Below are 24,764 nucleotides of genomic sequence, written 5' to 3'. Positions count from 1 at the left end.
GCCTCCGGCTTGAGCGTGTCCTGCGGTCATCTGCCCGCAACCACGTGCGCGATCGCCCCGAGGGTCGGCCGGCCGGGATCGAAGTACTGCGAGTGCAGCGTGTCGAGATCGGTGGGTAGTTCCGTCGCGCCGAACTGTGCCGCCCACGGGTTCGGGCCGAACCAGTGGGCCCACGAGATCGGGTCGCTGGGCGAGAAGGCGTCGTAGACCTCGGGCGCCTCGAGCGCGGCGGCGTCCGCGGCGCCGCCCGGGCTGCCCAGCAGGACGACGGCATCGGCGGCCAGCCGGCCGGGCCGGGCGGCCGCCTCGTCGAGGACGACGGCGCCGTAGCTGTGCGCAACGACGGTGGTCCGCGGCGCCGGCCCGCCCAGCGCGGAGCGGGCCGCGGCCAGTCCGTCGAGGGCACCGACGAGCGCAGCCCCGCCGCTCCGGGCGTCGCGCCGGGTGATGATCGACAGCGGTCCCTGCGGCGTGCCGTACCCGATCCAGGCCAGCGCCGCGACGGCCAGCCCGGGCGCGGCCGCCCCGGCACGGTCGGCGACGTCCGCCGCGTTCCCCACCTGGGCGGCGAGGTCGTCCTCCGGCGTCGTGAAGATCCCCGGGACCAGGACGGCGACGGCGTCGGCGGTGTCCAGGTCGCCGACGGCGACGGCGGCCAGGCCGTCGGCCAGGTCCAGCGTCCACAGCTGGACCCGGCGCCCGGCTGCCTCCTGCCGGTGGATCTCGGCCGCCACCGCCCGGGCGGTCTCCTCCCCCGACGTCCCGGGGGTGGCCAGAGCCGCCTCGAGCACCAGCCGGTTCGCTCGGTCGCGCGCCCAGGCGGGGACGCCGTCCAGATCGCCCACCACGTCGGGGCGCGTCGCGATCAGCTGCCGCTGCTCCGCGGCCGGCAGGGACGCCCACCACCCGGCCACCTCGCCCGGCGGCCGCCCGAGGAGCACCTCCGTCTCCGGGGCACGCCAGGGGACGCCGATCAGGTCGATCGGGGAGGCCCGGTCGGGAACCGGCTGCAGCGCCCGTCCGGCGGCCGTCGCGGCCTCGGCCACGACGGCCGCCGACGTGAGCGCCCGGTCCGTCAGCGCCTCCACCTGCGGCGCCGCCCCGGCCTCGATCCCGGCGGCGAGAGCGGCCGCCGCGGCCTCCTGCGCCTCCGCGGCCGCGCCGACCATGCGGGAGAACTCCCCCAGCGCGCCGCGGAGCCCTGCCGTGCCGGCCACGACGGTGTCGGAGAGGTCGAGGACGGCGCGGGCCGCCTCGGTCGCCGCCGGGCCCGACCAGCACTGCGCCGCCTCGAGCGCGCGGCCGACCGCCTCCACGCGGGTTCTCCAGACGGTCAACCGGTCGGTGACCAGGTCGAGGGTCCCGACCGCGCCGCGCAGCAGGGGCGGGTCCCAGCCGGCGATGGCCGGGAGCAGGACGGTCATCGGGCGATCGCCGCGACGCCGACCCGTCCGGAGATCCGCTCCGCCAGCCCCGCGTCGAGCGTGCGGTAGGCGTCGACGGCGGTCGACAGCGTGCCGGCGATCGCACCCGCCCGGTCGGCCACCGCGTCGATGAGCTGCGGCCAGCCGGAACCGGCCGAGAAGGCGAGGAAGCCTTCCTGCCCGCCCAGTGCGGTGGCGAGGGAGCCGACGGTGGAGGTGCACAGCGGCGCCTCGTGGGCGAGCGCGACGGCCAGCGTGGCCAGCTCGGCGGCGAGCTCCGCGACGGCGTCGAGCTGGACGGAGATGAGTGCGGACATGCCTGCCTCCGGTGGTCGGTGGTCCTGGTGCGGACCGGAGGCGCCGGACGTTAGGAGCGGCGGCGGGCGGCAGGATCGTCGTCGTCCACAGGGAACGGCCGGGTCCACAACCGGCACCGGGACCCTCCCGCCGGCGCTGGGCCGGCCGGAGGATCCCGGCGTGTGCGGTGCTGCGGACGATCAGGGAGCGGTCGTGGTGAGCGCCTCCTGGCTCTCGCTCGGCGCGCCGCCGACGACCACCGAGCGCCGCTTGGAGACGACCACGGCGCCGACGATGATCAGCACCGCCACGAGCGCGATGACCGTGCGCACGGGGGTGTTGGCGTCGTCCCCGACGGACAGCGCCACCACGGCTGGGGCGATGAGCAGAGCGACGAGGTTCATCACCTTGATCAGCGGGTTGATCGCTGGCCCGGCGGTGTCCTTGAACGGGTCGCCGACGGTGTCGCCGATGACCGTCGCGGCGTGGGCTTCGCTGCCCTTCCCGCCGAACTGCCCGTCCTCGACCATCTTCTTGGCGTTGTCCCAGGCGCCGCCGGAGTTGGCGAGGAAGACCGCCATCAGCGTGCCGCAGGCGATCGCCCCGATGAGGTACGCGGCGAGGGCGCCGTAGCCGAGGCCGAAGCCGACGGCGACCGGCGCCAGGACGGCGAGCAGGCCCGGGGTGGCCAGCTCGCGCAGCGAGTCCTTGGTGCAGATGTCGACGACGGCGCCGTAGTCGGGCCGCTCGCTGAAGTCCATGATCCCGGGCCGGGTGCGGAACTGCTCCCGGACCTCGAAGACCACCCGGCCGGCAGCGCGGGACACCGCGCTGATCGCCAACCCGGAGAACAGGAACACCACGGCGGCGCCGACGATCACGCCGACGACGGTCTTGGCCGAGACCAGGTTGAACGCGTCGCCCAAGGTTGCGTTGGCCTTGGCCAGCGCCGTGTCGATCTGCGCCCGGTAGGAGCCGAACAGCGCCGTCGCGGCGAGCACGGCGGTCGCGATCGCGATGCCCTTGGTGATCGCCTTGGTGGTGTTGCCGACGGCGTCGAGGTCGGTGAGCGTGCGGGCGCCCTCCTCGTCGAGGTCGCCGGACATCTCGGCGATGCCCTGCGCGTTGTCGCTGACCGGCCCGAAGGTGTCCATCGAGACGATGACGCCGGCGGTGGTGAGCAGGCCGCAGCCGGCCAGCGCCACCGCGTAGAGCGCGGCGCCGCCGCCGATCAGGAACGCGACGTAGACCGCGCCGCCGATGAGCAGCGCCGCGTAGACCGCCGACTCCAGACCCAGCGAGATGCCGGACAGGACGACGGTGGCCGGCCCGGTGAGCGAGCTGCGGGCGACGTCGCGGACCGGCCGGCGGCTGGTCTCGGTGAAGTAGCCGGTGAGCAGCTGGATCGCGACGGCCAGGACGATGCCCGCGAGCACCGCCAGGAAGCCGAGCACCTGCGGGCTGACCGAGAGGTTCTGCAGCTCGGAGACGCTGGGCAGCACGGTGAAGGACGCGGCGGCGACGAGCAGCAGCGAGACCACCGCGGAGGTGAAGAAGCCGCGGTTGATCGGCGCCAGCCCGTTGCGGTCGGCCTTGCCGGGGTTGCTGGCCAGGATGCCCACGACCGAGGCGATGACGCCGATCGCGGCGACGACGAGCGGGAAGACCATGCCGACCGCGCCGAAGAAGACCTGACCGAGGATCAGCGCGGCGACCAGGGTCACCGCGTAGGACTCGAAGAGGTCGGCGGCCATGCCGGCGCAGTCGCCGACGTTGTCGCCCACGTTGTCGGCGATGGTGGCCGCGTTGCGCGGGTCGTCCTCGGGGATGCCCGCCTCGACCTTGCCGACGAGGTCGGCGCCGACGTCGGCCGCCTTGGTGAAGATGCCGCCGCCGACACGCATGAACATGGCCAGCAGCGCGCCGCCGAAGCCGAAGCCCTCCAGCACCGTCGGCGCGGTCTCGTCGAACAGCAGCAGAGCCAGGGCGGCACCGAGCAGGCCGAGGCCGACGGTGAACATGCCGCAGACGCCGCCGGCGCGGTAGGCGATCCGGAAGGCGGGGCGGTAGCCACCGGAGCGGGCGGCCGCGGCGACGCGGACGTTGGCCCGGGTGGCCAGGGTCATGCCCACGAAACCGACCGTCGCCGAGAACGCCGCACCGATCAGGAAGAAGAGGGCGCGGCCGAGCCGGGTGCCCCAGCCGCCCTCGGAGACCGGGAGGGCCAGCAGCAGGAGGAAGACGATCACGGCGAAGATCGCCAGCGTCCGGAACTGCCGCTGCAGATAGGCACCGGCGCCTTCCTGCACGGCCCGGGCGATGTCGCGCATCGTCGTCGTGCCCTGATCGGCGGCGAGCACGGCCCGGACCAGGAAGGCGGCGAAGCCGAGAGCGGCGAGGGCGACGACGAGGACGATCGCTACCAGGACCGTGTCCCCACCGGACAACGCGCTCTCAGCCGACTGTGGAGCACTCTCGAGCATGGATCTCCTTCGAGCGTTCAGCTGCCGCCGGCGAATGCCGGTCCGGCACGGTGTACGCCCGAAGCGCGCCGGAGGGCTCCGTCGACCAGGGACGCCGCGTGATTGTAAGGGAGGTCACAGGCTGTGCAGACGTCAACGACGTTCTGTTGCCTTTCTCACATGCGGTGAACCAGTGGGGGTCCTGGGGTTGCCTGGGGGTGTGACAGTGGTGGGGTGACCACGCTCCACCCGGTCCGGCAGGCTCCCCCTCCCGGCGCGGACCAGGTTCTTCCCGGGGCGGACCTGCTGGCTCATCTCCTGGCCGGCACGTCCGAGGACGAGCAGCCCGTCACCTACGTCCACCGGCTGCCGATGCGCCGGAGCCAGGCCCGGCAGTGGCCGGACTGGGTTCCCGCCGATCTGCGCGCGCGGCTCGAGGAGCGCGGCGTCGGCTCGCCGTGGCGGCACCAGGTGGAGGCCGCGCAGCTCGCGCACGACGGCCGGCACGTCGTGGTCGCCACCGGCACGGCGTCGGGCAAGTCGCTGGCCTACCAGCTGCCGGCGCTGGCCCGTCTCGCCGAGGACGACCGCGCGTGCGTCCTCTACCTCGCGCCGACCAAGGCGCTGGCCCGCGACCAGCTGGCCGCGGTCGCCGCGCTGGCCGACCCGTCGGTGCGCCCGGCCGCGTACGACGGCGACACCGCGATGGAGGAGCGGGACTGGGTCCGCCGGCACTCCCGCTGGATCGTCACCAACCCGGACATGCTGCACCGCGGGATCCTGCCGGCCCACCAGAAGTGGTCGAGCACGCTGCGCCGGGTGGCCTACGTCGTCGTCGACGAGTGCCACTCCTACCGGGGCGTGTTCGGCTCGCACGTAGGCCACGTGCTGCGACGGCTGCGGCGGATCTGCCGCCGCTACGGCGCCGAGCCGACGTTCGTGCTGGCCTCGGCGACCGTGGCCGACCCGGCCCAGGCCGCGAGCCGCCTGGTCGGGGCGCCGGTGACCGCGGTGACCGACGACGGATCGCCCCGCCCCGGCGCGACCTTCGCGCTGTGGGAGCCGCCGCTGACCGAGAAGACCGGGGAGCACGGCGCGCCGCTGCGCCGCTCGGCCGCCGCCGACGCGGCCGGGCTGCTCGCCGACCTGGTGGAGCAGGGCGCCCGCACCTTGGCGTTCGTCCGCTCGCGGCGCGGGGCGGAGTCCGTCGCGGACCAGACCCGGCGGCTCCTGGCCGACCGGGGGCGCGCGGACCTGTCCCGGCGGGTCGACTCCTATCGCGGCGGTTACCTGCCGGAGGAGCGCCGCGAGCTGGAGCGGCTGCTGTCCTCCGGGGAGCTGCTGGGCGTGGCGACGACGAACGCCCTCGAGCTCGGCATCGACATCGCCGGGCTGGACGCCGTTGTGCTGGCCGGCTACCCGGGCACGCTCGCCTCGATGTGGCAGCAGGCGGGGCGGGCCGGGCGCGCGCAGCGGGAGTCGCTCGTCGTGTTCGTGGCGCGCGACGATCCGCTGGACCACTACCTCGCCCACCACCCGCGGGCGGTGTTCGGCCGGCCGATCGAGGCGACGGTCACCGACCCGTCCAACCCGTACGTGCTCGGCCCGCAGCTGTGCTGCGCCGCCGCCGAGCTGCCGCTCACCCCTGCGGACCTCGACGACTTCGGCGGTGCCGCCGCGGAGGCGCAGCTCGAGGAGCTCGTCGCCGCCGGTCAGCTGCGTCGTCGTCCGACCGGCTGGTACTGGGCCGGGCGCGGGCGGCCGGACGTGGACATCCGCGGCAGCGGCCTCGAGCCGGTGTCGATCATCGAGACCGGCACCGGACGGCTGCTGGGCACGGTGGACGGCGACGCGGCGCACACCACCGTGCACACCGGGGCGCTGTACGTGCACCGCGGCGAGACCTACGTCGTCGACGAGCTCGACGTGGACGAGGCGGTCGCCGCCGTGCACGCGGAGAGTCCCGAGTGGACGACCGTGGCGCGCGACGTCACCGATCTGAGCGTGGTCGGCATCGAGCGGACCCGCCGGCTCGGCACCGTCACCGCGCACACCGGCGTCGTGGACGTGACCAACCAGGTGGTCGCCTACCAACGCCGCCGGCTCGGGACCGGCGAGGTGCTGGCCGAATTCCCGCTCGACCTCCCGGCGCGGCAGCTGCGCACCCGCGCGGTCTGGTTCACCCTCGACTCGACCGCCGTGGCGCGGGCGAAGGTCGAGGAGATCGCGCTGCCCGGGTCGCTGCACGCGGCCGAGCACGCCGCGATCGGGATCCTGCCGCTGCTGGCGACCTGCGACCGCTGGGACCTGGGCGGGCTGTCGACCGCGCTGCACCCGGACACCGGCGCGGCGACGATCTTCGTCTACGACGGGCATCCCGGTGGAGCGGGCTTCGCCGAGCGCGGCTACGCGGTCCTCCGCCAGTGGCTGCAGGCCACCCGCGCCACCGTCGCCACGTGCGAGTGCGAGAGCGGTTGCCCGTCGTGCGTCCAGTCGCCCAAGTGCGGCAACGGCAACGACCCGCTGGACAAGGCCGGCGCCGTCCAGGTGCTCGACGTGGTGCTGGACGAGCTGGCCGCCGCGGACGACGGGTCCGCCGACGACGTCGCCGATGACGAGTCGCCCGATGACGAGTCGCCCGATGACGACGTCGCCGATGACGAGCCGGTCGCTCCCGAGCCGCCCGCTGCCGAGGAGGAGGACGAGCTGGTCTTCTGACCGGCGGCTATCCCCCGGCCGGCCCCGCGCGGGCCCGGCCGGTGGCGTCGTACCGGCCGAGGGGTCCGAGCCGCGCGGGCACCGCGACGGTGACCGCGACGACGGCTCCGTCCTCGACCGTGCAGGAGGTCAGCCGGGCACCGTTGGCACCGGCCACGTCGGCGGCGGCAGCGCAGGCGCCGGGGTCACCGACGACCGCGCGACCGGCGCCGGCCAGGGCGGCGAGGTCGGCGGCGCTGGCCGCCCGGTGCCGCGCCGTGACAGCGGCCGCGACGAGCACCGCGGCCGCGCCGACGACGGCGAGCACGCCGGCCAGCGCGAGCACCCAGACGGTGGCCGAGCCGCGCTCGCGGTCGCTCACGGCGGGACCGTGCCCGGCTCCCGCTGCGCCACGGCGGTCGCACGGACCCGGATCCGCAGCGGGATGGGGCCGAGCGGGGCGACCCGGGTGGTCACCATGACCTCGACCTGATCTCCGTCGTAGGCGAGCGCCATGCCCGCACCGCCCGGGGCTGACCGGGACACGATCGCGTGGACGGCCTGAAGGTCCTCCCCGCGCGCTGCCGCCCGAACTCCCTCCCGGGCGGCGTCGACGCAGCGCATCTGGGCGCCCACCACGGTCACCGCGGCCACGGCACCGGCGAGCACGAGCAGCAGGACGGGCAGCACGATCGCGGCCTCGGCGGTCACCATGCCGCGGTCACCGCGCAACCGGGACACGGTCAGGACAGCGTGTTCAGGGCGGAGTCGATCAACCGGCCCAGGGCGTCGACGATCGAGCCGCCGGTCACGACCCGGTACAGGATGGCGGCGAAGGCGCAGGCCGCCACCGTGCCGACGGCGTACTCGGCGGTGCTCATGCCCGCCTCCCCCGTGGCGCGGATGCGCGCCCAGCGGCGGGCCAGCACGGTGCGGCACCGGTGCAGGCGGGTGGTCGGGTTCTGCTGCATGACAACTCCTGGGATCGGGGACCCGCTGGTCGGGGTCGCGTTCCGAGCCTGTCGAGCCGATGACCGCCGGCCGAGACGTCGGGCAGATCTGTGGATCGCGCCCGCGGCTGTGGACGCCGGTCACCGGAACACCTGCCCGGCGATGCCGAGGACGAGCGGGACGACGCCGAGGCAGACGAACGCCGGCAGGAAGCACAGCCCCAGCGGCGCCAGCACCCAGACCCCGGCCCGCCGCACGTCGCGCTCGGTCCGCGCCCGGGATGCCACGCGGGCGTCGGCCGCCAGGGCACGCAGCGCCGGCCCGGTGGGCGAGCCCGACTCCCCTGCCCGCACCAGCACCCGCCCGAGCGGTGCCAGCTCCTCCGGCGCGTCCGCCCAGGCCCGGCGCGGTTCGGCACCCATCCGGTAGAGCCCCGCGACGGCGCGCAGGGCACCGGCGAGCGGTTCCGCCACCGTCCCGGCGACCGCCGCCACCGCCGACCCCACCGGCATGCCGGCGGCGAGGCACACCGCCAGGAGGTCCCCCGCCACGGGCAGCTCGCGCTCGAACGCCGCGCCGGCATGGGGGTCGGCGGGCCGGCGCAGCACCCGGTCGGCCGCCACTCCGGTACCCACCGCCAGCACCAGCCCGGCCACCCCGCCGACGAGCAGACCGACCGCGCACCCGGCGGCACCGGCCAGCAACCGGCGCTGCCACGGCACCGCGAACGTGACGCCGCGCTCCGGCCGTCGGCCGACCGCCGGGACCAGCTCGCGTACCCGCTCCGACGCGCGCGAGACGGACGACGGCCAGACCAGCAGCGCGGTCGCGAGCACCAGCAGCGGCGCCGCTGCGTCGCCGGTCACGGGAGCGCGGTGGGCGCACCGGGTCGCGACACCCGGGCGACCAGCCGGTTCGACCAGGCCACGCCGGCGACCTCGAGCCCGACCCCGGCGACCAGCAGCACCTGGCCGGTGCCGGTCTCGGTGAGGACGTGCCACGGGTCGGCGCCGATGCCGCTGCCCATCGCCACGCCGAGCACCGGCAGCCCGGCGAGCAGCGTCGCGCTGGCCCGGGGCGCGGCGACCGCCGAGCGGAGCTCGAGCCGGTGCCGCTGCCGGGCGCGCAGGTCGTCCTCGACCGCGGTCACCACGTCGGCCAGCGAGGCGCCGGTGCGCGTGCTGAGCCGGACCGCCGCGGAGATCCGTTGCAGCGCGTCGGACTCGGGGCCGGCGCGGGCCGAGCTCGGTGCGGCGCTCGACCGGACGGCGCGCAGCAGCGCCCGGCCGAGGTCGTCGTCGCCGGTTCCCCGCGCGGCCGACACCGCGGCGGCCTCCAGCGGCCGGCCGGCGCGCAGGTCCGCCGCCATCGCTGCCAGTGCGGCGACGAGCAGGCGCAGGCGGACCTCGTCGCGGGCCGTCCCCTGCCGTGCCCGCCACGCGCGGGCGGCCAGCGCTGCGCAGCCCGCGGCCAGTGCCGCGACCAACGGCGTGCTGAGCAGCGCACCGACCGCCGCCGCGACGACCGCCACCGGCAGCGGCCGTGCCAGGTCCGCCGACCACCGCAGCGACCGCGCCCGGGGGGCGATCCGAGACCGGCGGAGCGCGGCCGGGTCCGGCCACGCGAACAGAGCGGCGGCGAGGCACAGCAGCGCCGCGATCACGGCTCCTCCGCCGTCAGCAGGTCGTGCAGCCGCTCCTCCGCCGGGCACGCGCCGCCGTCGGCCCGCCATCCCGGCTCCACCACCACCGACTCCCCCGAGCGCCGCACGAGGCCGAGCTCGCCGACCCGCCGCCCGGTGGCCGACCGCCGCACGTGCACGACGACGGCGAGGCCCGCGGCGGCCTGGCTGTGCACGGCCGCGCGGTCCAGGCCTGCGGCGACCCCGAGCGCCTCCAGCCGCGCGGGCACCTCGGCGGGGCGGTTGGCGTGCAGCGTGCCGCAGCCGCCGTCGTGCCCGGTGTTGAGGGCCGCGAGCAGGTCGGCTACCTCCGCACCGCGCACCTCCCCGACGACCAGCCGGTCGGGCCGCATCCGCAGCGCCTGGCGGACGAGGTCCCGCAGCGTGACCAGGCCCGCGCCCTCGACGTTCGGTGGCCGGCCGAGCAGGCGGACGACGTGCGGGTGGGCCGGCGCCAGCTCGGCGGCGTCCTCGCAGAGCACCAGGCGCTCCCCAGGGTCGACCAGGCCCAGCAGCGCGGAGAGCAGCGTGGTCTTGCCGGCGCCCGTGCCCCCGGTGACGAGAAAGGCGTGGCGGCCGGCGATCAGCGCGCGGAGCAGCCTCTCGCTCTCGCCGGGGAACGCGCCGGTCGCCGCCAGTGCGGTCAGATCCGGCGTCGCGCGGCGCAGCACCCGTAGCGACAGGCACGTGCCGCTGCCGGAGACCGGCGGCAGGACGGCGTGCAGGCGGGTGCCGTCGGGCAGGCCGACGTCCACCCACGGCGCCGCGTCGTCGAGCCGACGGCCGACCGTGGCGGCGAGCCGGACGGCCAGCCGGCGCACGGCGTCGTCGTCGGGGAACCGCACGGCGGCGCGCTCCAGCCCCGCGCCGCGGTCGAGCCAGACCTGGTCGGGGCCGTTGACCAGCACGTCGGTGACACCGTCGAGCCGCAGCAACGGCTCGAGCGGCCCCGCTCCGGCGAGTTCGTCGACCGCCTCGCGGACCGCGCGCAGCACGTCGTCGTCGCCGAGCAGGCCGCCGGCCTCCTCGTGCACGAGCGCGGCGACCGCGGCCCGGGTCGGCGGTCCGGGTTCGGTGGCCAACCGGGCCCGGACCCGCTCGAGCAGCGGCAGCCCGCTCACGCGGCCACCTGGGTGCGCCGCGGCAGCTCGGCGAGCAGCCGGCGGGACAGCACGCCGAGCGGCGAGCGGGCCGAGACGACCGGTGGCTCACCGCGCTCGCCTCGTGGCCCCGCGGACCGGTCGTGGCCCAGCTCGGTGAGGACCGACCGGCCGAGGACGTCGACCACGTCCTGCCGCGACGGACCTCCGGGCACCGATCGCGACACCACGACCGCGGAGGACCAGGCGCCGTCCAGGAGGAGCCGCGCGGCCGAGGCAGCCCGCAGCCGCGCCGGGACGACCAGCACCGCCAGATCGGCCTCGGCCAGCACCGGTTCGGCGAGGGCCGGATCGCCGCACGGCAGATCGACCACGACCGGCGTCCCGTTCGACCGGCCGGCGAGCGCGACCGCCAGCAGCGCCTCCGGCGGTACCGGCACCGCCCGCGACCGCGACGCCGCCAGCACGTGGATCCCGCCTCTCTCGGGCAGTGATGCGAGCAGCGCGTCGCCCGCCACCCGGCCGCGGAGCCCGACCAGGTCGGGCCAGCGCAGCCCCTCGGCCCGCTCGGCCCCGAGGAGCAGGTCCAGGCCGCCGCCGCCGGCGTCGCCGTCGACGAGCAGCGATCCGGGCGCCGCGGCGACGGCGAGGGCGGTGGCCACGGTGCTCGCTCCTGCACCACCGCAGCTGCCGCCGACGGCGATCAGCCAGCCGGCCTCGACCGGCGAGCGCACCGCCTCGGCGCACCGGGACAGCAGCCAAGCCTCGTCGGCCGGCAGCCGCGCGACGCGCTCGGCGCCGAGCTCCACGGCGGTCGCCCACTCGGCCGCGGGCAGCTCCGAGGTGGAGACGACCACCACGCCGGCCCGCCGCGGGAGCCCCAGGACGGCTGCGGAGGGCAGCGCGTCGGCACCGATCAGCACCAGCGGTGCGCCGCGGTGCGCCCGGCGCAGGGCGGGACCGCCGGTGGCCAGCTCGGCCTCGGCCCCGGCGGCGGCGAGCAGGCGGAGCAGATCGTCGACGAGCCGTTCGTCGGAGCTGACGACGAGGGGGCGGTGATCGCGTGCGGTAGCACGGGGGATGACAGCGGACACGGCTCCCAGTCACGCCGGATCGGTCAACATCTGCCAGGGCCGTCGCGGATCTGTGGATGACCCGTTCGGGTGTGGACGGCGTGCGACCCGTATCACGACCAGCGGTTCCACTTACCCTCGTGAACTGTGACCCGCGCTGCGGCGTTCTTCGATCTCGACAAGACGGTCATCGCGAAGTCCAGCACCCTGGCCTTCGGACGACCGTTCTTCCAGGGCGGCCTGATCAACCGCCGGGCCGTCCTCAAGGCTGCCTATGCGCAGTTCGTCTTCTCGCTGCAGGGCGCCGACGCGCAGCAGATGGAGCGCCTGCGTGCGCAGATCACGGCGCTGGCCACGGGCTGGGACGTCGCCACGGTGCACGAGATCGTGGGCGAGACCCTGCACGACATCGTCGACCCGCTGGTCTACGCCGAGGCCGCCGACCTCATCGAGGAGCACAAGGCGGCGGGCCGGGAGATCGTGATCGTCTCGAGCAGCGGTGCCGAGGTGGTGGAGCCGATCGGCGAGCTGCTGGGCGCCGACCGGGTGGTCGCCACGCGCATGGTGACCGTCGACGGGCGCTACACCGGCGAGATCGAGTTCTACGCCTACGGGGACAACAAGGCCGAGGCGGTGCGCCGGGTGGCCGCCGAGGGCGGCTACGACCTGGCCGACTGCTACGCCTACAGCGACTCGATCACCGACCTGCCCATGCTGGCCGAGGTCGGTCACCCGACGGCGGTCAACCCCGACCGCGCGCTGCGCAAGGCGGCGGTCGAGCGCGGCTGGCCGGTGCGGGAGTTCGTCCGGCCGGTGTCGATGCGGTCCCGGTTCTCGGTCCCGCCCGCGCCGGTCATGACCGGTGCGGCGGTCGGCGTCGGCGCGGCCGTGGTGGGGCTGGCCTGGTACGCCGCCCGGCACCGCGCGCTGCGGGCGGTCGCCGGCCCGGTCCCCGGTCGCTGGCGGCGCCGCGGCGCCTGAGCGCGCACGACGGCGGGTCAGACCCCCAACCGCTCCCGCACCGCGTCCACCCGCTCGCGCAGGTGGTCGGCGAAGGTGCGGATCCCCGAGACCGGCGTGAACGCCCGCGCGGCGGCGGTCAGCGCCGCCTGCTCGTCGTCGGCCAGCCGCAGCTCCGCCGCCGCGGCGTTGAACTCCATCTGCTCCACGCTCGACGCCCCGGGGATCACCACGACCCGCGGCAGCCCCAGCAGCCAGGCCAGCGCGATCTGCGCCGGCTTCGCGTCGTGCGCAGCGGCGACCTCGCGCAGGACGTCGAGCAGCGGCTGCACCCGGCGCAGGTTCTCGGTGCCGAACAGCGGGTTGGTCGCGCGGACACCACCCGGGCGGTGGTCGGCGTCGTAGCGGCCGCCCAGCAGACCCTGTGCCAGCGGGCTGTAGGCGAGGACGACGCGGTCCTCCCGCTCGGCGAAGGGCACCAGGTCCGCGAGCGGGCCCGCGGTCGCGAGCGAGAACTGCACCTGGTTGCTGACCACCGGACGACCCAGGGCGGCATCCGCGGCCTGCCAGCGCGCGAGCGAGTAGTTGGAGACGCCCGCCGCGGCGATCCGGTCGGCGTCCAGCAGCTCGCGCATCCCGGCCATGGTCACCGAGTCGGGGACCACGGGGTTGGGCTGGTGCACCTGGTAGAGCGGGATCCGCTGCAGACCCAGCCGGCGCGCGCTGCCGGCCCACCGCTGCCGCACGACCGGCGGGAACGGCGCCACCGGGAAGATCTTGCTGGCGACGACGACCTCGCCCCGCTCGCCGCCCAGGGCCTCGCCGAGGATCCGCTCGCTGCGGCCGAAGCCGTAGATCTCCGCGGTGTCGAACAGCGTCACGCCGAGCTCGCGGGCGCGGCGGACGATCTCCCGCGCACCGCGCTCGGCGTAGCTCTCGCCGTAGCCCCACTCGCGCGAGCCGAACTGCCAGGTGCCCAGGCCGATCCGGCTGACCGGTCCCAGCCCCGGCACCTCGAGGAACTGCATACCTGCAGTCTCCGCTCAGCCGCGCAGGATCGCCTCGGCGATCGCCAGCCCTTCCACCGCACCGTGCTCGGTGGCGCGGCAGCAGTGCACCAGCCAGGCGGCCACGCCCTCCGGCGATCCGGACGCGTAGCCCGCGAGCGCCGCCAGGTACGCCTCGCGGCCCAGCTCCACGAAGCCGACCTCGGGCACCGACACCGCTTTGGGGTCCAGGCCCCGGGTGATGCCGGTCAGCCGCGCCGCGGCCCGGGCGACGACGCCGTCCGCGCTGCCGAACGGCGCGAGCGCGGCCAGCTCGCCGTGCACCACCGCGGCGAGCAGCACCGCCGGCACCGTCGTCTCCACCTTGACCAGGCCGAACAGCCCGGTCAGCCGGGGTCCGGCGTGCGCCGCCGGCCGCCCGAGCGCCGACCGGTCGACCAGGTCGGCGGCGGCCAGCACGTGCAGCCGGGCCAGCACCTGCCCCGGCGCCCGCGACCAGGTCTCGGTCATCGACCCCAGCGCGGCCGAGGCCCGCAGCGACCCCTGCACGACCGGGTCGTCGACCGCACCGGCGCGCAGCTCGGCCAGCGGGACGTCGACGCCCTCCAGCGCGGCCGACGCCCGGGCACCGCGCAGCGCCGACTCGGTGCTGACCTCGGCCGAGCGGTTGCGCATCAGCCGGTGCGCCAGCAGCCGGTCGATGGCGGTCCGGGAGGCGTCGGCGGCGTCCCGCACGCCGGGCAGGTCGAGCAGGTGCGCCAGCGGGTCGGGCGCGGCAGGCCGGGACGACGGGCGGGCGGCACCGGGCCGGACGGGGATCGTCACGGGGACGACGGTACGAGGCGCGGCCGCACGGCCCGACCGCCCCCTCGCCTACGCTCCGGGCACCATGGCCCGTGATCAGGAGGCGCGTCCCCTCACCCTGCTGCTCGTCCGCCACGGGCAGAGCGAGTGGAACGCCCAGGGCCGCATGCAGGGGCAGAAGGCGCACGTCCCGCTCACCGCGCTCGGCCACGAGCAGGCCGCCGCGGCTGCCGAGCAGCTGGCCGCCCGGCAGCCCGGGGCGCTGATCTCCAGCGACCTGGAGCGCGCCGTGCAGACCGCCGAGCACTGTGCCCGGGCGACCGGACTGCCGCTGATCACCACGCCCGCGCTGCGCGAGCAGGGGTACGGCGTGCTCGAGGGCCGGCCCTCCCGCGAGCTCTGGGACGTCGTCGACTGGACCGATCCGCACTGGTCGGCCGAGGGCGGGGAGAGCCTCGCCGAGCTGCACGCACGGGTGGCGGCGTTCCTCAAGGAGCTGCTCGCCGATCCGCCCGCCGACGTCGTCGCCCTGGTCACCCACGGCGACACGATCCGGGCCGTGCAGGCGGTCGTGGCCGGGCTCGGCCCGGAGGGGATGCCGGCGGTGACCCCGCACAACGGCAGCGTGACCGAGGTCGTGCTGTGAGCCGGGTGCTCGTGCTGGGCGGCAGCCGGTCGGGCAAGTCGGCGCACGCCGAGTTCCTGCTCGAGGGCAGGGACGACGTCACCTACCTGGCGACGTCGGTGCGGTCCGAGGACGACGCCGAGTGGACCGCCCGGATCGCCGCGCACCGCGCCCGCCGGCCGGCCGCGTGGACCACGGTCGAGACGACGGCGCCCTCCGAGCTGCTGCGCGGCGGTGCGGTGCTGGTGGACAGCGTGACCACGTGGGTGGCCGCGCTCATGGACGAGACCGGGGTCTGGGCCGACGAGCCCGGCGCGCTCGACCGGCTGGCCGACCGCTGCGACGCGCTGGTCAACGCGTGGGCGATGACACCCGCGCACGTGGTGGCGGTCAGCGACGAGGTCGGGCTCGGCGTCGTGCCGGAGACCCGCGCCGGGCGGCTGTTCCGCGACACCCTCGGCGCGGTCAACCAGCGGCTGGCCGGCACCGCCGACGAGGTCTGGTTCGTCGTCGCCGGCCTGCCGCAGCGCCTGCGATGAGGTGGGGCGGCCCGCTGGAGTCCGCCGCGCTGCTCACGGTCCTGCGGGTGCCCGCCGGTGCCGCCCGGAGCACGCGCGGGGTCCTGCCGTGGGCGCCGCTGGTCGGCCTGGTGCTCGGGGCGGTCGCGACGGCGGTCGGCGTCCTCGGCACGCGGCTGATCTCGCCGTTCGCGGGTGCGGTGCTGACGGTCGCCGTCCTGGCCGCGCTCACCCGCGGGCTGCACCTGGACGGGCTGGCCGACACCGCCGACGGGCTCGGGCCGCTGCGCGGGCGGGACCGCGCGCTGGAGGTGATGCACCAGAGCGACATCGGCCCGTTCGGCGTCGTCACCCTGGTCCTCACCCTGCTGCTGCAGGTGGCGGCCCTGGCCGGCCTGCTCCCCGGTCAGTGGGTCGCGCCGGCGGCGGCGGTGCTCACCGCCCGGCTCGCGATGGCCCGCACCGGCCTGCCCGGCACGGTCATGGCCGAGACGTCGTCGTTGGGCCGGGCGGTCCAGGGCACGGTCTCCCCCGCCTGGCTGACCGGGTGCGCCGTGGTCGCGGCGGGCGCGGTCGGCGGTGTTCAGTGGTTGCTCAGCGGCCCGGCCGACGCGGCCGGACTGCTCGCGGCCTGCGTGGTCGGGATCGGCGCCGCCGAGCTGCTGCGGGCCCGCGCCACGGCCCGGCTCGGCGGGGTCACCGGCGACGTGATGGGCGCGATGGGCGAGGTGGCGGCGACGGCCACGCTGCTGGTGGCCGCCGCCGTGCTGACCTAGGCGGCCAGCTCCTCGCACTCGCGGCAGCGCAGCACCCCGACGGTCGGCTCGGTCCAGTCGCGGTGGGGCAGCACCTTCACGTCGGTGCCGCAGAGGGCGGTGTCGCCGTCCCGGAACAGCCGGACGACGGCGTGCGCCACGCCCGCCGGCCGGTCGTCGTCTCGCACGCCCACGGCGGACGAGGAACCGACGGCCACGATGCGCTTGGCGCCGGTCATGTACTTGCTCTTCACCATTACAGGGTGCACCGAACGGGTGACAGAACGCTATGACGCTGGCCACGCCTCACGCGCGGGCCCCCGCCGGCGTCTCGCCGCCCTCGAGGTCGCCCTCGGTGTCCAGGTACGCCTGCTGCAGCTCGGCCAGCAGCGCCGGGTCGGGGTCGGCCCACATGCGACGGTCCACCGCCTCGAGCAACCGCTCGGCGATGCCGTGCAGCGCCCAGGGGTTGGACTGCTCGAGGAACGACCGGTTCTCCGGGTCGAGGACGTAGGTCTGCGCGAGCTTCTCGTACATCCAGTCGTCGACCACGCCGGTCGTGGCGTCGTAGCCGAACAGGTAGTCCACGGTCGCGGCGAGCTCGAAGGCTCCCTTGTAACCGTGCCGGCGCATCGCGGCCAGCCACTTCGGGTTCACCACCCGCGCCCGGAACACCCGCGAGGTCTCCTCCGACAGCGACCGGGTGCGCACCGACTCCGGCCGGGTCGAGTCACCGATGTAAGCCGCCGGCGCCTGTCCGGTGAGCGCCCGGACGGTCGCCACCATCCCGCCGTGGTACTGGAAGTAGTCGTCGGAGTCGGCGATGTCGTGCTCGCGGGTGTCGACGTTCTTCGCCGCCACCGCGATCCGCCGGTAGGCGGACTCCATGTCCGGCCGGGCGGCCACGCCGTCCAGGTCGCGGCCGTAGGCGTAGCCGCCCCACACGGCGTAGACCTCGGCGAGGTCGGCGTCGCCGCGCCAGTTCCGGGAGTCGATGAGCGGCAGGATGCCCGCCCCGTACGCGCCGGGCTTCGAGCCGAACACCCGGGTGGTCGCCCGCCGGCGGTCGCCGTGCGTGGCCAGGTCGGCGTCCACGTGGGCGCGCACGAAGTTCTGATCGCCCGGCTCGTCCAGCCCGGCCACCAGGGTCACCGCGTCGTCCAGCATGGTCACCACGTGCGGGAACGCGTCGCGGAAGAAGCCGCTGATCCGCACGGTGACGTCGATCCGCGGCCGGCCGAGCTCGGCCACCGGCACCGGCTCCAGCCCGGTCACCCGCCGCGAGGCGTCGTCCCACACCGGGCGGACGCCGAGCAGCGCCAGCACCTCCGCGACGTCGTCCCCCGACGTGCGCATCGCCGACGTCCCCCACACCGACAGACCGACGGAGGCGGGGTACGAGCCGGTGTCGGCGAGGTACCGCTCGACCAGCGACTCGGCCATCGCCTGCCCGGTCTCCCAGGCCAGGCGCGAGGGCACCGCGCGCGGGTCGACCGAGTAGAAGTTCCGCCCGGTCGGCAGCACGTTGACCAGCCCGCGCAGCGGTGAGCCCGACGGCCCCGCCGGGATGTACCCACCGGACAGGGCGTGCAGGACGGCGGACAGCTCGTCGGTGGTCCGCTCCAGCCGCGGCACCACCTCATCGACGGCGAACCGCAGCACCGACTCGACGGCCTCGGACGGACCGCCCAGAACGTCGACGACGACACCGGTCACGGCAGACGCCGCCCAGCCCGCCACCTCCATGCCGCTGACCAGCGCGGACGCCGTCGCCTCGACCGCGTCGGTCTCGGCGCGACCAGCGCCCTCGGCCAGGCCGAGCGCCTCGCGCAGCCCGGGCAGCGCGACCGCGCCGCCCCAGATCTGCCGCGCCCGCAGCATCGCCAGCACGAGGTCCACCCGGTCGGAGCCGGTCGGCGGGACTCCGAGCACGTGCAGCCCGTCGCGGATCTGCGAGTCCTTGATCTCGCACAGCCACCCGTCGACGTGCAGGATCATCTCGTCGAAGTGGTCGTCCTCCGGCCGCTCGTTGAGCCCCAGGTCGTGGTCGAGCTTCGCCGCCTGGATCAGCGTCCAGATCTGGGCGCGCACCGCCGGCAGCTTCGCCGGGTCCATCGCCGCGACGTTGGCGTGCTCGTCGAGCAACTGCTCGAGCCGGGCGATGTCGCCGTAGGAGTCGGCCCGCGCCATCGGCGGGACCATGTGGTCGACCAGCGTCGCGTGCGCCCGGCGCTTGGCCTGCGAGCCCTCCCCCGGGTCGTTGACCAGGAACGGGTAGACCAGCGGGACGTCGCCGAGCGCGGCGTCCGGCCCGCACGACGCCGACATCCCGACCGTCTTGCCGGGCAGCCACTCGAGGTTGCCGTGCTTGCCCACGTGCACGATCGCGTGCGCGCCGAACTCCGACCGCAGCCACCAGTAGGCGGCCAGGTAGTGGTGCGACGGCGGCAGGTCGGGGTCGTGGTAGATCGCGATCGGGTTCTCGCCGAAGCCGCGCGGCGGCTGCACCATGACGACGGTGTTGCCGGCCCGGAGCGCCGCGAAGACGATGTCGCCCCCCTCCACGAACAGGGAGCCCGGCGGCTCGCCCCAGTGCTGCGTCATCGCGTCGCGCAGGTCCCTCGGCAGCGTGTCGAAGAAGGCGCGGTACGCGGCGGCCGGGATCCGCACCGGGTTCCCCGACAGCTGCTCCTCGGTGAGCCAGTTCTCGTCCTGCCCGCCCGCGGCGATCAGCGCGTGCACCAGCGCGTCGCCGTCCAGCTCGGCCACCCCGGGAAGTGCAGCAGGCCCGTCGAACGGGCCGATGTCGTACCCCTCCCCGTGCATCGCCGCGAGCAGCCGGACGACCGACGCCGGGGTGTCCAGCCCGACCGCGTTGCCGATCCGCGCGTGCTTGGTCGGGTAGGCCGACAGCATCAGCACGATCCGCCGCTCGGACGGCGGGGTGGACCGCAGCCGCGCGTGCGCGACCGCCGTCCCGGCCACGCGCGCCGCCCGCTCCGGATCGGCGACGTAGGAGGTCAGACCGTCGGCGTCGGTCTCCTTGAAGGAGAACGGCACGCTGATCAGCCGGCCGTCGAACTCCGGGATCGCGACCTGGTTGCCGACGTCGAGCGGCGAGAGGCCGTCGTCGTCGCCGAGCCACTCCTCGCGCGAGCGGGTCAGGCAGAGCCCCTGGATCACCGGGACGTCGAGCGCGGCCAGCGCGCCGACGTCCCACGCGCCGTCGTCCCCACCCGCCTGCGCCGTCGCCGGACGCGAACCGCCGGCGGCGAGCACGGTGACCACCAGCGCGTCGGCGCCGCGCAGCGTCTCCAGCAGGTCGTCGGGCACGCTGCGCAGCGAGTTCACGAACACCGGCAGCGCCGAGCCCCCGGCGTCCTCGATCGCCGAGCACAGGTCCTCGACGAAGGCGGTGTTCCCGGCCAGGTGGTGGGCCCGGTAGTAGAGGACGGCGACCCGCGGGCCGCTGCCCGAGGACTCGCGCGACAGCACCCCCCAGTCGGGTGCGACCGCCGGCGGCTCGAACCCCTCGCCGGTGAGCAGCACGGTGTCGGAGAGGAACCGGTGCAGCTGCACGAGGTTGTCCGGACCGCCCTGCGCGAGGTAGCTGTGCGCGTCGGTGGCGACGCCGATCGGCACGGTGGACAGCTCCATCAGCTCGGCGTCGGGCAGCTGCTCCCCACCGAGGACGACGACCGGCGCCGGGCCGGCCAGCAGCGGGGCCAGCAGCTCCTCGAACTGCCGGCGCATCCCGAGCAGCCGCACCACGACCAGCGCCGAGCCCTCGACCAGCGCCGCGACGCCGGCGTCGTCCAGGCGCGCGGGGTTGCCCAGCCGCCACGGGACGGCGCTGGCCCGAGCCGACAGCAGGTCGGTGTCGCTGGTGGAGAGCAGCGTGAACACGGGTGCGTCGGTCACCGGGACAGCCTCTCCCAGGCAGATCGCCGCGGGTGCAGGCGGGGGGCGCGCGCAGCGGCCACGAGCCCTCGCGACGTCCTAGCCTGCCCGGGCATGAGCGCCCCGCTGCTCCCACCGCTGCCCGAGGACGCCTTCCGCCGGGTGCTGTGCGTCGTCGCCCACCCGGACGACGTGGAGTACGGCACGTCGTCGGCGGTCGCCACGTGGACCGCCCGCGGCGTCGAGGTCGCCTACCTGCTGCTCACCCACGGCGAGGCCGGCATGGACGCCGTCCCGCCCGAGCGCACCGCCGAGCTGCGCACGCAGGAGCAGCTGGCCGCCTCGCTCGTCGTCGGGGTGAGCGACGTGACGTTCCTCGACCACCCGGACGGCGTCCTCGAGCACGGCCTGCCGCTGCGCCGCGACATCGCCCGCGCCATCCGTCGCTGGCGTCCGGACGCGGTGCTCATCGGGTCGTGGGAGGTCGAGACGCGGATCGGGCTCAACCAGGCCGATCACCGCGCTGCCGGGCTCGCCGGGCTGGACGCCGTCCGCGACGCCGGCAACCGCTGGGTGTTCCGGGAGCTGCTCGACGAGGGGCTCGAGCCGTGGTCGACGCGCTGGCTGCTCATCGCCGGCGACCCGCGGCCGACGCACGGCGTCGAGGTCACCGGCGAGCCGCTGGCCCGCGGCGTCGCCTCGCTCGAGGCGCACGGCGGCTACCTGGCCGGGATCCCCGGGCACCCGCTGCCCTCGGTCATGATCCCGGCGATCACCGCGATGCAGGGCCGCGCGATGGGAGTGCCGAACGCCGTCCTGCTGCGGGCCTGGGACCTGCACGCCCCGCCGCCGATCGCCCGGGAGGCGATGAGCGGCTGAGTGCTCACGCCCGGGTGGCGTCCAGCAGCTGCAGGAGGTCGTGCGCGGCCAGCTCGACCTCCTTGTGCCCCCACTCGGCCGCCCGGTAGTGGCAGGCGATGATGCCCATCCGGTGCACCCGGCGGAAGTCGCCGTACACGAAGGCGTAGCGGGCCTTGGTCTCCTCGTTCGCCCCGTCGGTGAGGGCGAGGTGCCAGGCGCCGTACTCGGCCCAGGAGTGCTTCTCGAGGTAGGTGTTCTCCTCCTCGGCGGTGGGCTGCGCGCGGCCCCACTCGCTGCGCAGCACGTACCGGTGGGCCGTGATGAGGTCGCGGGCGTGCGCCAGACCGGCGTCGTTGACGAGGTACTTCGCCATGGCGCTCAGTTCAGCAGCAACCGCTCGATCGCGTCGACCAGGAAGTCGGCGTACTGCTCGAGGGTCCAGCCACGGACGCCCATCAGGTTCGCCACGAGCGCGTGGGTGAAGACACCCCACGCGATCTCGGTGGCTCGCTCGACGTCGAGCCCGTCCCGCAGTTCCGGTTGGAAGGAAGCGATCATGATCCGCTGGTCGCTGAACCTGCGGCGCTCGTACTCGGCCCACGCCTCGGCGATCTCGGGATCCCCGGCAGCCGCACCGGCGAAGACCTGCAGGATCGGCACGGCCTCCGGGACATAGCGCAGGACGAGCTCCCGCACGGCGGCGAGCTTGGTCGCCCGGTCGGGGGCATGGACCAGCCGGAGGAACGACTCCCGCTGGGCCAGCGGTGACTCCTCGTCGTCACCGACGACGGCGCGGTCGACGCAGGCCAGGAGCAGCGCCGCCTTGCTGCCCTGCCCGAAGACGGTCTGCACCGAGACCCCCGCCTCGGCGGCGACGTCCTTCATGGTCGTCGCCGCGTAGCCCTGGTCGAGGAAGCGGCGGGCGGCGGCATCGAGGACGGCGGCCCTCGTGCGCTGCGCCTGCTCGGCTCGCAGCGGCGAGTTGTAGACCCTCTTGCGGTCGCTCATGGATTCACTCTACTCTCCCGCTATTCGTTAGATCATCACTCCAACCAATAAAGGAGAGCTCCGTGACCACGACCGCTCCGCACCCGCCCCAGCTCCTGCTCGAGGGCCAGTACGCCGCGCCCGAGGGCCCGGTCGACCTGGCCGCCATGTACCTGATGCACCGCGCCTTCCGCCGCGACCTGACGCTGTTCGCGCAGGTGGCGGGCGTGGTGCCGGCCGCGGACCGGGAGCGCTGGCAGCTCGTCGCGCGGCGTTTCGAGTTCTTCTCCACCGTGCTCCACAAGCACCACTCCGGCGAGGACCGCGCCCTGTGGCCGCTGCTCGCCGAGCGCGGCGCGGACGCGACCGTGCTCGACGCGCTCGAGGCCGAGCACGCGGTCATCGACCCGCTGCTGGCCTCGGTGACGGCCGACCTGCGGGCGCTCGCCGACGGCAGCGGGAACGAGGCCACCCACGCCCGGCTCGCGGGCACGACGGTGGACCTGCGGGACGCGCTGCTGGCGCACCTGGCCCACGAGGAGAGCGACGGCATGACCCTCGTGCAGCGGCACCTGACCGACGAGGACTGGCTGCGGCTCGACGAGGAGGTCTTCAAGAAGGACTACAGCCCGCGCGAGATCCCTGCGGTCGCCGGCTGGGTGGCCTCCGGTCTGCCGGTCGAGGACGTGCGCCGGATGCCGGGGGCGAACGCGCTGCTGGTGGCGGTCGCGATGTTCATGGGCCGCCGGGCGCAGCGCCGCGACGCGCGCATCTTCGGCGGGGCGCAGCGATGACCGGCAAGGACAAGGCCCTCACGCTGATCACCAAGTACGCCGCCAAGATCCACGTGACCATGGTCCGGCGCTCCGGCGGGAAGCTGGTGCGCACGTTCCGCGGCGGCGACATGCTGCTGCTCAGCCACACCGGCCGGAGGTCCGGCAAGGCGTTCACCACCCCGGCGCTCTACGTCCGCGACGGCGAGGACTACGTGATCGCCGCCTCGAACGGCGGGATCGACGCCGAGCCGCAGTGGTGGCTGAACCTCCAGGCCGATCCGCGAGGGGCCGTCGAGATCGGCGGCCGGCGCACGCCGGTGCGCGCGACCCAGGTGGACGAGACCGACCGGCAGCAGCTGTGGGACGCGCTCATGGCCAAGTGCCCGACCTACGACGACTACCAGGCCGGGGTCTCGCGGCGGATCTCGCTGGTGCGGCTGTCCCCGATCGGGGAAGAACGGGCGGCCTGAGCAGGGCGCCTGCTTGCACCGAACGGTTGCGTTTTGCAAGGTGTCCGGGTGCACGAGCCGGGGACGACGTCGACCACATCCCTGCGCGTGATCTTCTCGGGACGTCGGGGACGGCTGCTGGCGGCCCTGCTGCTCGCCGAGTTCGCCGGCGCCGTCCAGGGCATCGCGTACGCGACCGTGCTGCCACTGGCCGCGCAGGAGCTCGACGGCGCGGCGCTCTACGGGGCGACGCTCTCGGCCGGACTGCTGACCGGCGTCGTCGTCCTGGCCGCCGGGCCCGGGGTGACCGCCCGGCTGCCACCGCGGCAGAACCTCGCCCTGGCCACCGGGCTGTTCGTCGCGGGCGTGGTGCTGTCGGCGTGCGCGCCGGCGATGGGCTGGCTGCTGGCCGGCGGCATCCTCCGGGGCATCGCCGGCGGGTTGCTGGCCGCGTTCGGGCTGTCCGCGATCGGCGGGCTGTTCGAGGACGACGTCCGGCCACGCGTGCTCAGCCTGTTCACCCTGGTCTGGCTGCTGCCGTCGCTGGCCGGTCCGCCGGTCAACGCCGCGATCACGGTGTGGCTGGGCTGGCGGTGGGCGATGGCCTGGCCGGTGCTCGTCGTCATCGCGGCCCGGCTGCTCATGAGCCGGGACACCGGGCTGATCCCGGCGCCGTCGGAGGAGAAGGAGACCTCGCTCGGCACGGGCCTGCTCGTGGCGGCCGGCCTGGCCCTGGCGTCCGCGGCGACCACCCGCGGCGGCTGGGGGATCCCGCTGCTGGTCGCCGGGCTGCTCCTCGCCGTCGTCGCCGGGACCCGGGTGATGGTCCGCGCCACCGCCGACAGCCGCCGTCGGACGACCGTCGTCCTCGCCTACGCCTGCCTCGCCGCGGCCTTCTTCGGCGGCGACGGCCTGATCCCGCTGGCGATCGTGGAAGGCCTCGGTCGGGGGGTGGTCGCCAGCGCCGTCGGCCTCGGCGCGGGGCTGGTCGCCTGGTCGATCACCGGGCTGCTGCCGGCGACGGCCGGACGACGACCCGATCCGGCCAAGGTCGGCACCGTCCTGGTCGTGGCCGCCCTGCTCACCGAGGCGTTCGCCCAGACCGGCCTGGTCGGCTCGACGCCGGCGCTGGTGCTCGCCGTCGCGGCGTGGGGCGTGGCCGGCTTCGGCATCGGCATCGCGTACGTGCAGCTGTCCGCGCAGGCGTTCGACTCGCTCGCCCCCGAGCGGGTGGCCGCGGTCGCCGGCGCGGTGGCGTTCGCCGAGACGGCGTCCGTCGTGGTCGGCTCGCTGCTCGGCGCGGGCAGCTACTCGCTGGCCACCGGCCTGCACGTCGGCGCGAGCACCGGCATCTCGGTCGGCTTCCTGCTGGTCGCCGCGGTCGGCGCGGTCGGGGCGGTGCTCGCCGCCCGACGCTGAGGTCGGGCGGCGAGGTCC

Annotated in this window: 25 protein-coding genes; 9 read left to right on the top strand and 16 right to left on the bottom strand. The window is 75.4% G+C overall.

Translation table 11 applies throughout. From position 1 onward, the window contains the following. Positions 1–26: 26 nt before the first annotated feature. The 3 genes from GGQ55_RS11775 to GGQ55_RS11765 form a co-directional block, all read right to left on the bottom strand. On the bottom strand, positions 27–1,424 hold the full coding sequence (locus GGQ55_RS11775) for an alpha/beta hydrolase (protein WP_179716906.1): 1,398 nt from the start codon (positions 1,422–1,424) through the stop codon (positions 27–29). Next, complete coding sequence (locus GGQ55_RS11770) at positions 1,421–1,741, bottom strand: hypothetical protein (RefSeq protein WP_179716904.1); 321 nt, start codon at positions 1,739–1,741, stop codon at positions 1,421–1,423. Before GGQ55_RS11770 ends, GGQ55_RS11775 begins: the two co-directional genes overlap by 4 nt. A 180-nt stretch (positions 1,742–1,921) precedes the next feature. Then, on the bottom strand, positions 1,922–4,204 hold the full coding sequence (locus GGQ55_RS11765) for a sodium-translocating pyrophosphatase (RefSeq protein WP_179716902.1): 2,283 nt from the start codon (positions 4,202–4,204) through the stop codon (positions 1,922–1,924). Between the two features lie 213 nt (positions 4,205–4,417). On the opposite strand from GGQ55_RS11765, the gene GGQ55_RS11760 reads away from it, so the two are divergent. Next, complete coding sequence (locus tag GGQ55_RS11760) at positions 4,418–6,901, top strand: DEAD/DEAH box helicase (protein WP_179716900.1); 2,484 nt, start codon at positions 4,418–4,420, stop codon at positions 6,899–6,901. A gap of 7 nt (positions 6,902–6,908) precedes the next feature. Here the strand turns inward: GGQ55_RS11760 and GGQ55_RS11755 are convergent, their stop codons facing one another. The 7 genes from GGQ55_RS11755 to ssd all read right to left on the bottom strand — a co-directional run bounded on the left by GGQ55_RS11755 (position 6,909) and on the right by ssd (position 11,706). Beyond that, positions 6,909–7,262, bottom strand: a complete 354-nt coding sequence (locus GGQ55_RS11755) for an Rv3654c family TadE-like protein (RefSeq protein ID WP_179716899.1) — start codon at positions 7,260–7,262, stop codon at positions 6,909–6,911. Continuing rightward, positions 7,259–7,621 carry a TadE family type IV pilus minor pilin gene (locus GGQ55_RS11750; protein WP_366489110.1) on the bottom strand — a complete coding sequence of 121 codons (363 nt, stop codon included), beginning with the start codon at positions 7,619–7,621 and terminating at the stop codon, positions 7,259–7,261. Before GGQ55_RS11750 ends, GGQ55_RS11755 begins: the two co-directional genes overlap by 4 nt. A 2-nt stretch (positions 7,622–7,623) precedes the next feature. Then, positions 7,624–7,851 (bottom strand): DUF4244 domain-containing protein, encoded by a 228-nt coding sequence (locus tag GGQ55_RS11745; RefSeq protein WP_179716896.1) that lies wholly within the window; start codon positions 7,849–7,851, stop codon positions 7,624–7,626. A gap of 120 nt (positions 7,852–7,971) precedes the next feature. After that, the gene (locus tag GGQ55_RS11740; protein WP_366489108.1) at positions 7,972–8,697 is read right to left on the bottom strand and encodes a type II secretion system F family protein; all 726 of its coding nucleotides are present in this window, start codon (positions 8,695–8,697) and stop codon (positions 7,972–7,974) included. Continuing rightward, positions 8,694–9,494, bottom strand: a complete 801-nt coding sequence (locus GGQ55_RS11735) for a type II secretion system F family protein (RefSeq protein ID WP_366489106.1) — start codon at positions 9,492–9,494, stop codon at positions 8,694–8,696. Before GGQ55_RS11735 ends, GGQ55_RS11740 begins: the two co-directional genes overlap by 4 nt. Beyond that, positions 9,491–10,633: a TadA family conjugal transfer-associated ATPase gene (locus tag GGQ55_RS11730; RefSeq protein ID WP_179716892.1), complete on the bottom strand. Its 1,143-nt coding sequence runs from the start codon at positions 10,631–10,633 to the stop codon at positions 9,491–9,493. Before GGQ55_RS11730 ends, GGQ55_RS11735 begins: the two co-directional genes overlap by 4 nt. Beyond that, a complete protein-coding gene (ssd, locus tag GGQ55_RS11725; protein WP_366489104.1) occupies positions 10,630–11,706 on the bottom strand; it encodes a septum site-determining protein Ssd in 1,077 nt (358 codons plus the stop codon). Before ssd ends, GGQ55_RS11730 begins: the two co-directional genes overlap by 4 nt. Positions 11,707–11,832: 126 nt before the next feature. Between ssd and GGQ55_RS11720 the strand changes: the two genes are divergently transcribed. Then, positions 11,833–12,666: an HAD family hydrolase gene (locus tag GGQ55_RS11720; RefSeq protein WP_179716890.1), complete on the top strand. Its 834-nt coding sequence runs from the start codon at positions 11,833–11,835 to the stop codon at positions 12,664–12,666. Between the two features lie 17 nt (positions 12,667–12,683). Here GGQ55_RS11720 and GGQ55_RS11715 read toward each other — a convergent pair whose 3' ends face one another. After that, positions 12,684–13,673, bottom strand: coding sequence for an aldo/keto reductase (locus GGQ55_RS11715; RefSeq protein WP_179716889.1), 990 nt, complete (start codon positions 13,671–13,673; stop codon positions 12,684–12,686). 15 nt (positions 13,674–13,688) lie between these two features. Next, positions 13,689–14,477, bottom strand: coding sequence for a Fic family protein (locus GGQ55_RS11710; RefSeq protein WP_179716887.1), 789 nt, complete (start codon positions 14,475–14,477; stop codon positions 13,689–13,691). A 64-nt stretch (positions 14,478–14,541) separates the two neighbouring features. Here GGQ55_RS11710 and GGQ55_RS11705 point away from each other — a divergent pair, with 64 nt between their 5' ends. The 3 genes from GGQ55_RS11705 to GGQ55_RS11695 are packed head-to-tail and all read left to right on the top strand — an operon-like array spanning position 14,542 to position 16,375. Further along, on the top strand, positions 14,542–15,102 hold the full coding sequence (locus GGQ55_RS11705; protein WP_179716885.1) for a histidine phosphatase family protein: 561 nt from the start codon (positions 14,542–14,544) through the stop codon (positions 15,100–15,102). Beyond that, positions 15,099–15,620 carry a bifunctional adenosylcobinamide kinase/adenosylcobinamide-phosphate guanylyltransferase gene (gene cobU, locus GGQ55_RS11700; protein ID WP_179716883.1) on the top strand — a complete coding sequence of 174 codons (522 nt, stop codon included), beginning with the start codon at positions 15,099–15,101 and terminating at the stop codon, positions 15,618–15,620. The genes GGQ55_RS11705 and cobU overlap by 4 nt, the downstream gene beginning before the upstream one ends. After that, positions 15,617–16,375, top strand: a complete 759-nt coding sequence (locus GGQ55_RS11695) for an adenosylcobinamide-GDP ribazoletransferase (RefSeq protein WP_179716881.1) — start codon at positions 15,617–15,619, stop codon at positions 16,373–16,375. Before cobU ends, GGQ55_RS11695 begins: the two co-directional genes overlap by 4 nt. Here the strand turns inward: GGQ55_RS11695 and GGQ55_RS11690 are convergent. Continuing rightward, positions 16,372–16,608, bottom strand: a complete 237-nt coding sequence (locus GGQ55_RS11690; RefSeq protein WP_179716879.1) for a hypothetical protein — start codon at positions 16,606–16,608, stop codon at positions 16,372–16,374. The two genes, GGQ55_RS11695 and GGQ55_RS11690, sit on opposite strands and share 4 nt — an antisense overlap. 52 nt (positions 16,609–16,660) lie before the next feature. After that, on the bottom strand, positions 16,661–20,275 hold the full coding sequence (gene cobN / locus GGQ55_RS11685; RefSeq protein ID WP_366489101.1) for a cobaltochelatase subunit CobN: 3,615 nt from the start codon (positions 20,273–20,275) through the stop codon (positions 16,661–16,663). 93 nt (positions 20,276–20,368) lie between these two features. Here cobN and GGQ55_RS11680 point away from each other — a divergent pair, with 93 nt between their 5' ends. Continuing rightward, positions 20,369–21,133 (top strand): PIG-L deacetylase family protein, encoded by a 765-nt coding sequence (locus tag GGQ55_RS11680; protein WP_179716877.1) that lies wholly within the window; start codon positions 20,369–20,371, stop codon positions 21,131–21,133. A gap of 4 nt (positions 21,134–21,137) precedes the next feature. On the opposite strand, the gene GGQ55_RS11675 is transcribed toward GGQ55_RS11680, so the two are convergent. Both GGQ55_RS11675 and GGQ55_RS11670 read right to left on the bottom strand, forming a co-directional pair. Beyond that, on the bottom strand, positions 21,138–21,488 hold the full coding sequence (locus GGQ55_RS11675) for a hypothetical protein (protein WP_179716875.1): 351 nt from the start codon (positions 21,486–21,488) through the stop codon (positions 21,138–21,140). A gap of 5 nt (positions 21,489–21,493) precedes the next feature. Then, entirely contained in the window at positions 21,494–22,123 is a 630-nt protein-coding gene (locus tag GGQ55_RS11670) for a TetR/AcrR family transcriptional regulator (protein ID WP_179716873.1), read from the bottom strand. A gap of 62 nt (positions 22,124–22,185) precedes the next feature. On the opposite strand from GGQ55_RS11670, the gene GGQ55_RS11665 reads away from it, so the two are divergent. From GGQ55_RS11665 to GGQ55_RS11655, 3 genes are read left to right on the top strand one after another with little or no spacing between them, the layout of a single operon-like run. After that, on the top strand, positions 22,186–22,896 hold the full coding sequence (locus tag GGQ55_RS11665; RefSeq protein ID WP_179716871.1) for a hemerythrin domain-containing protein: 711 nt from the start codon (positions 22,186–22,188) through the stop codon (positions 22,894–22,896). Further along, positions 22,893–23,348, top strand: coding sequence for a nitroreductase family deazaflavin-dependent oxidoreductase (locus tag GGQ55_RS11660; RefSeq protein WP_179716869.1), 456 nt, complete (start codon positions 22,893–22,895; stop codon positions 23,346–23,348). Before GGQ55_RS11665 ends, GGQ55_RS11660 begins: the two co-directional genes overlap by 4 nt. 48 nt (positions 23,349–23,396) lie before the next feature. Next, positions 23,397–24,746: an MFS transporter gene (locus GGQ55_RS11655; RefSeq protein ID WP_179716867.1), complete on the top strand. Its 1,350-nt coding sequence runs from the start codon at positions 23,397–23,399 to the stop codon at positions 24,744–24,746. Positions 24,747–24,764 lie beyond the last annotated feature (18 nt).

It is taken from the genome of Petropleomorpha daqingensis (assembly GCF_013408985.1).
Classification (GTDB): Bacteria; Actinomycetota; Actinomycetes; order Mycobacteriales; family Geodermatophilaceae; genus Petropleomorpha; species Petropleomorpha daqingensis.
The sequence above is the reverse complement of the archived record's forward strand: the minus strand, read 5'-3'. Positions and strand labels throughout refer to the sequence as shown.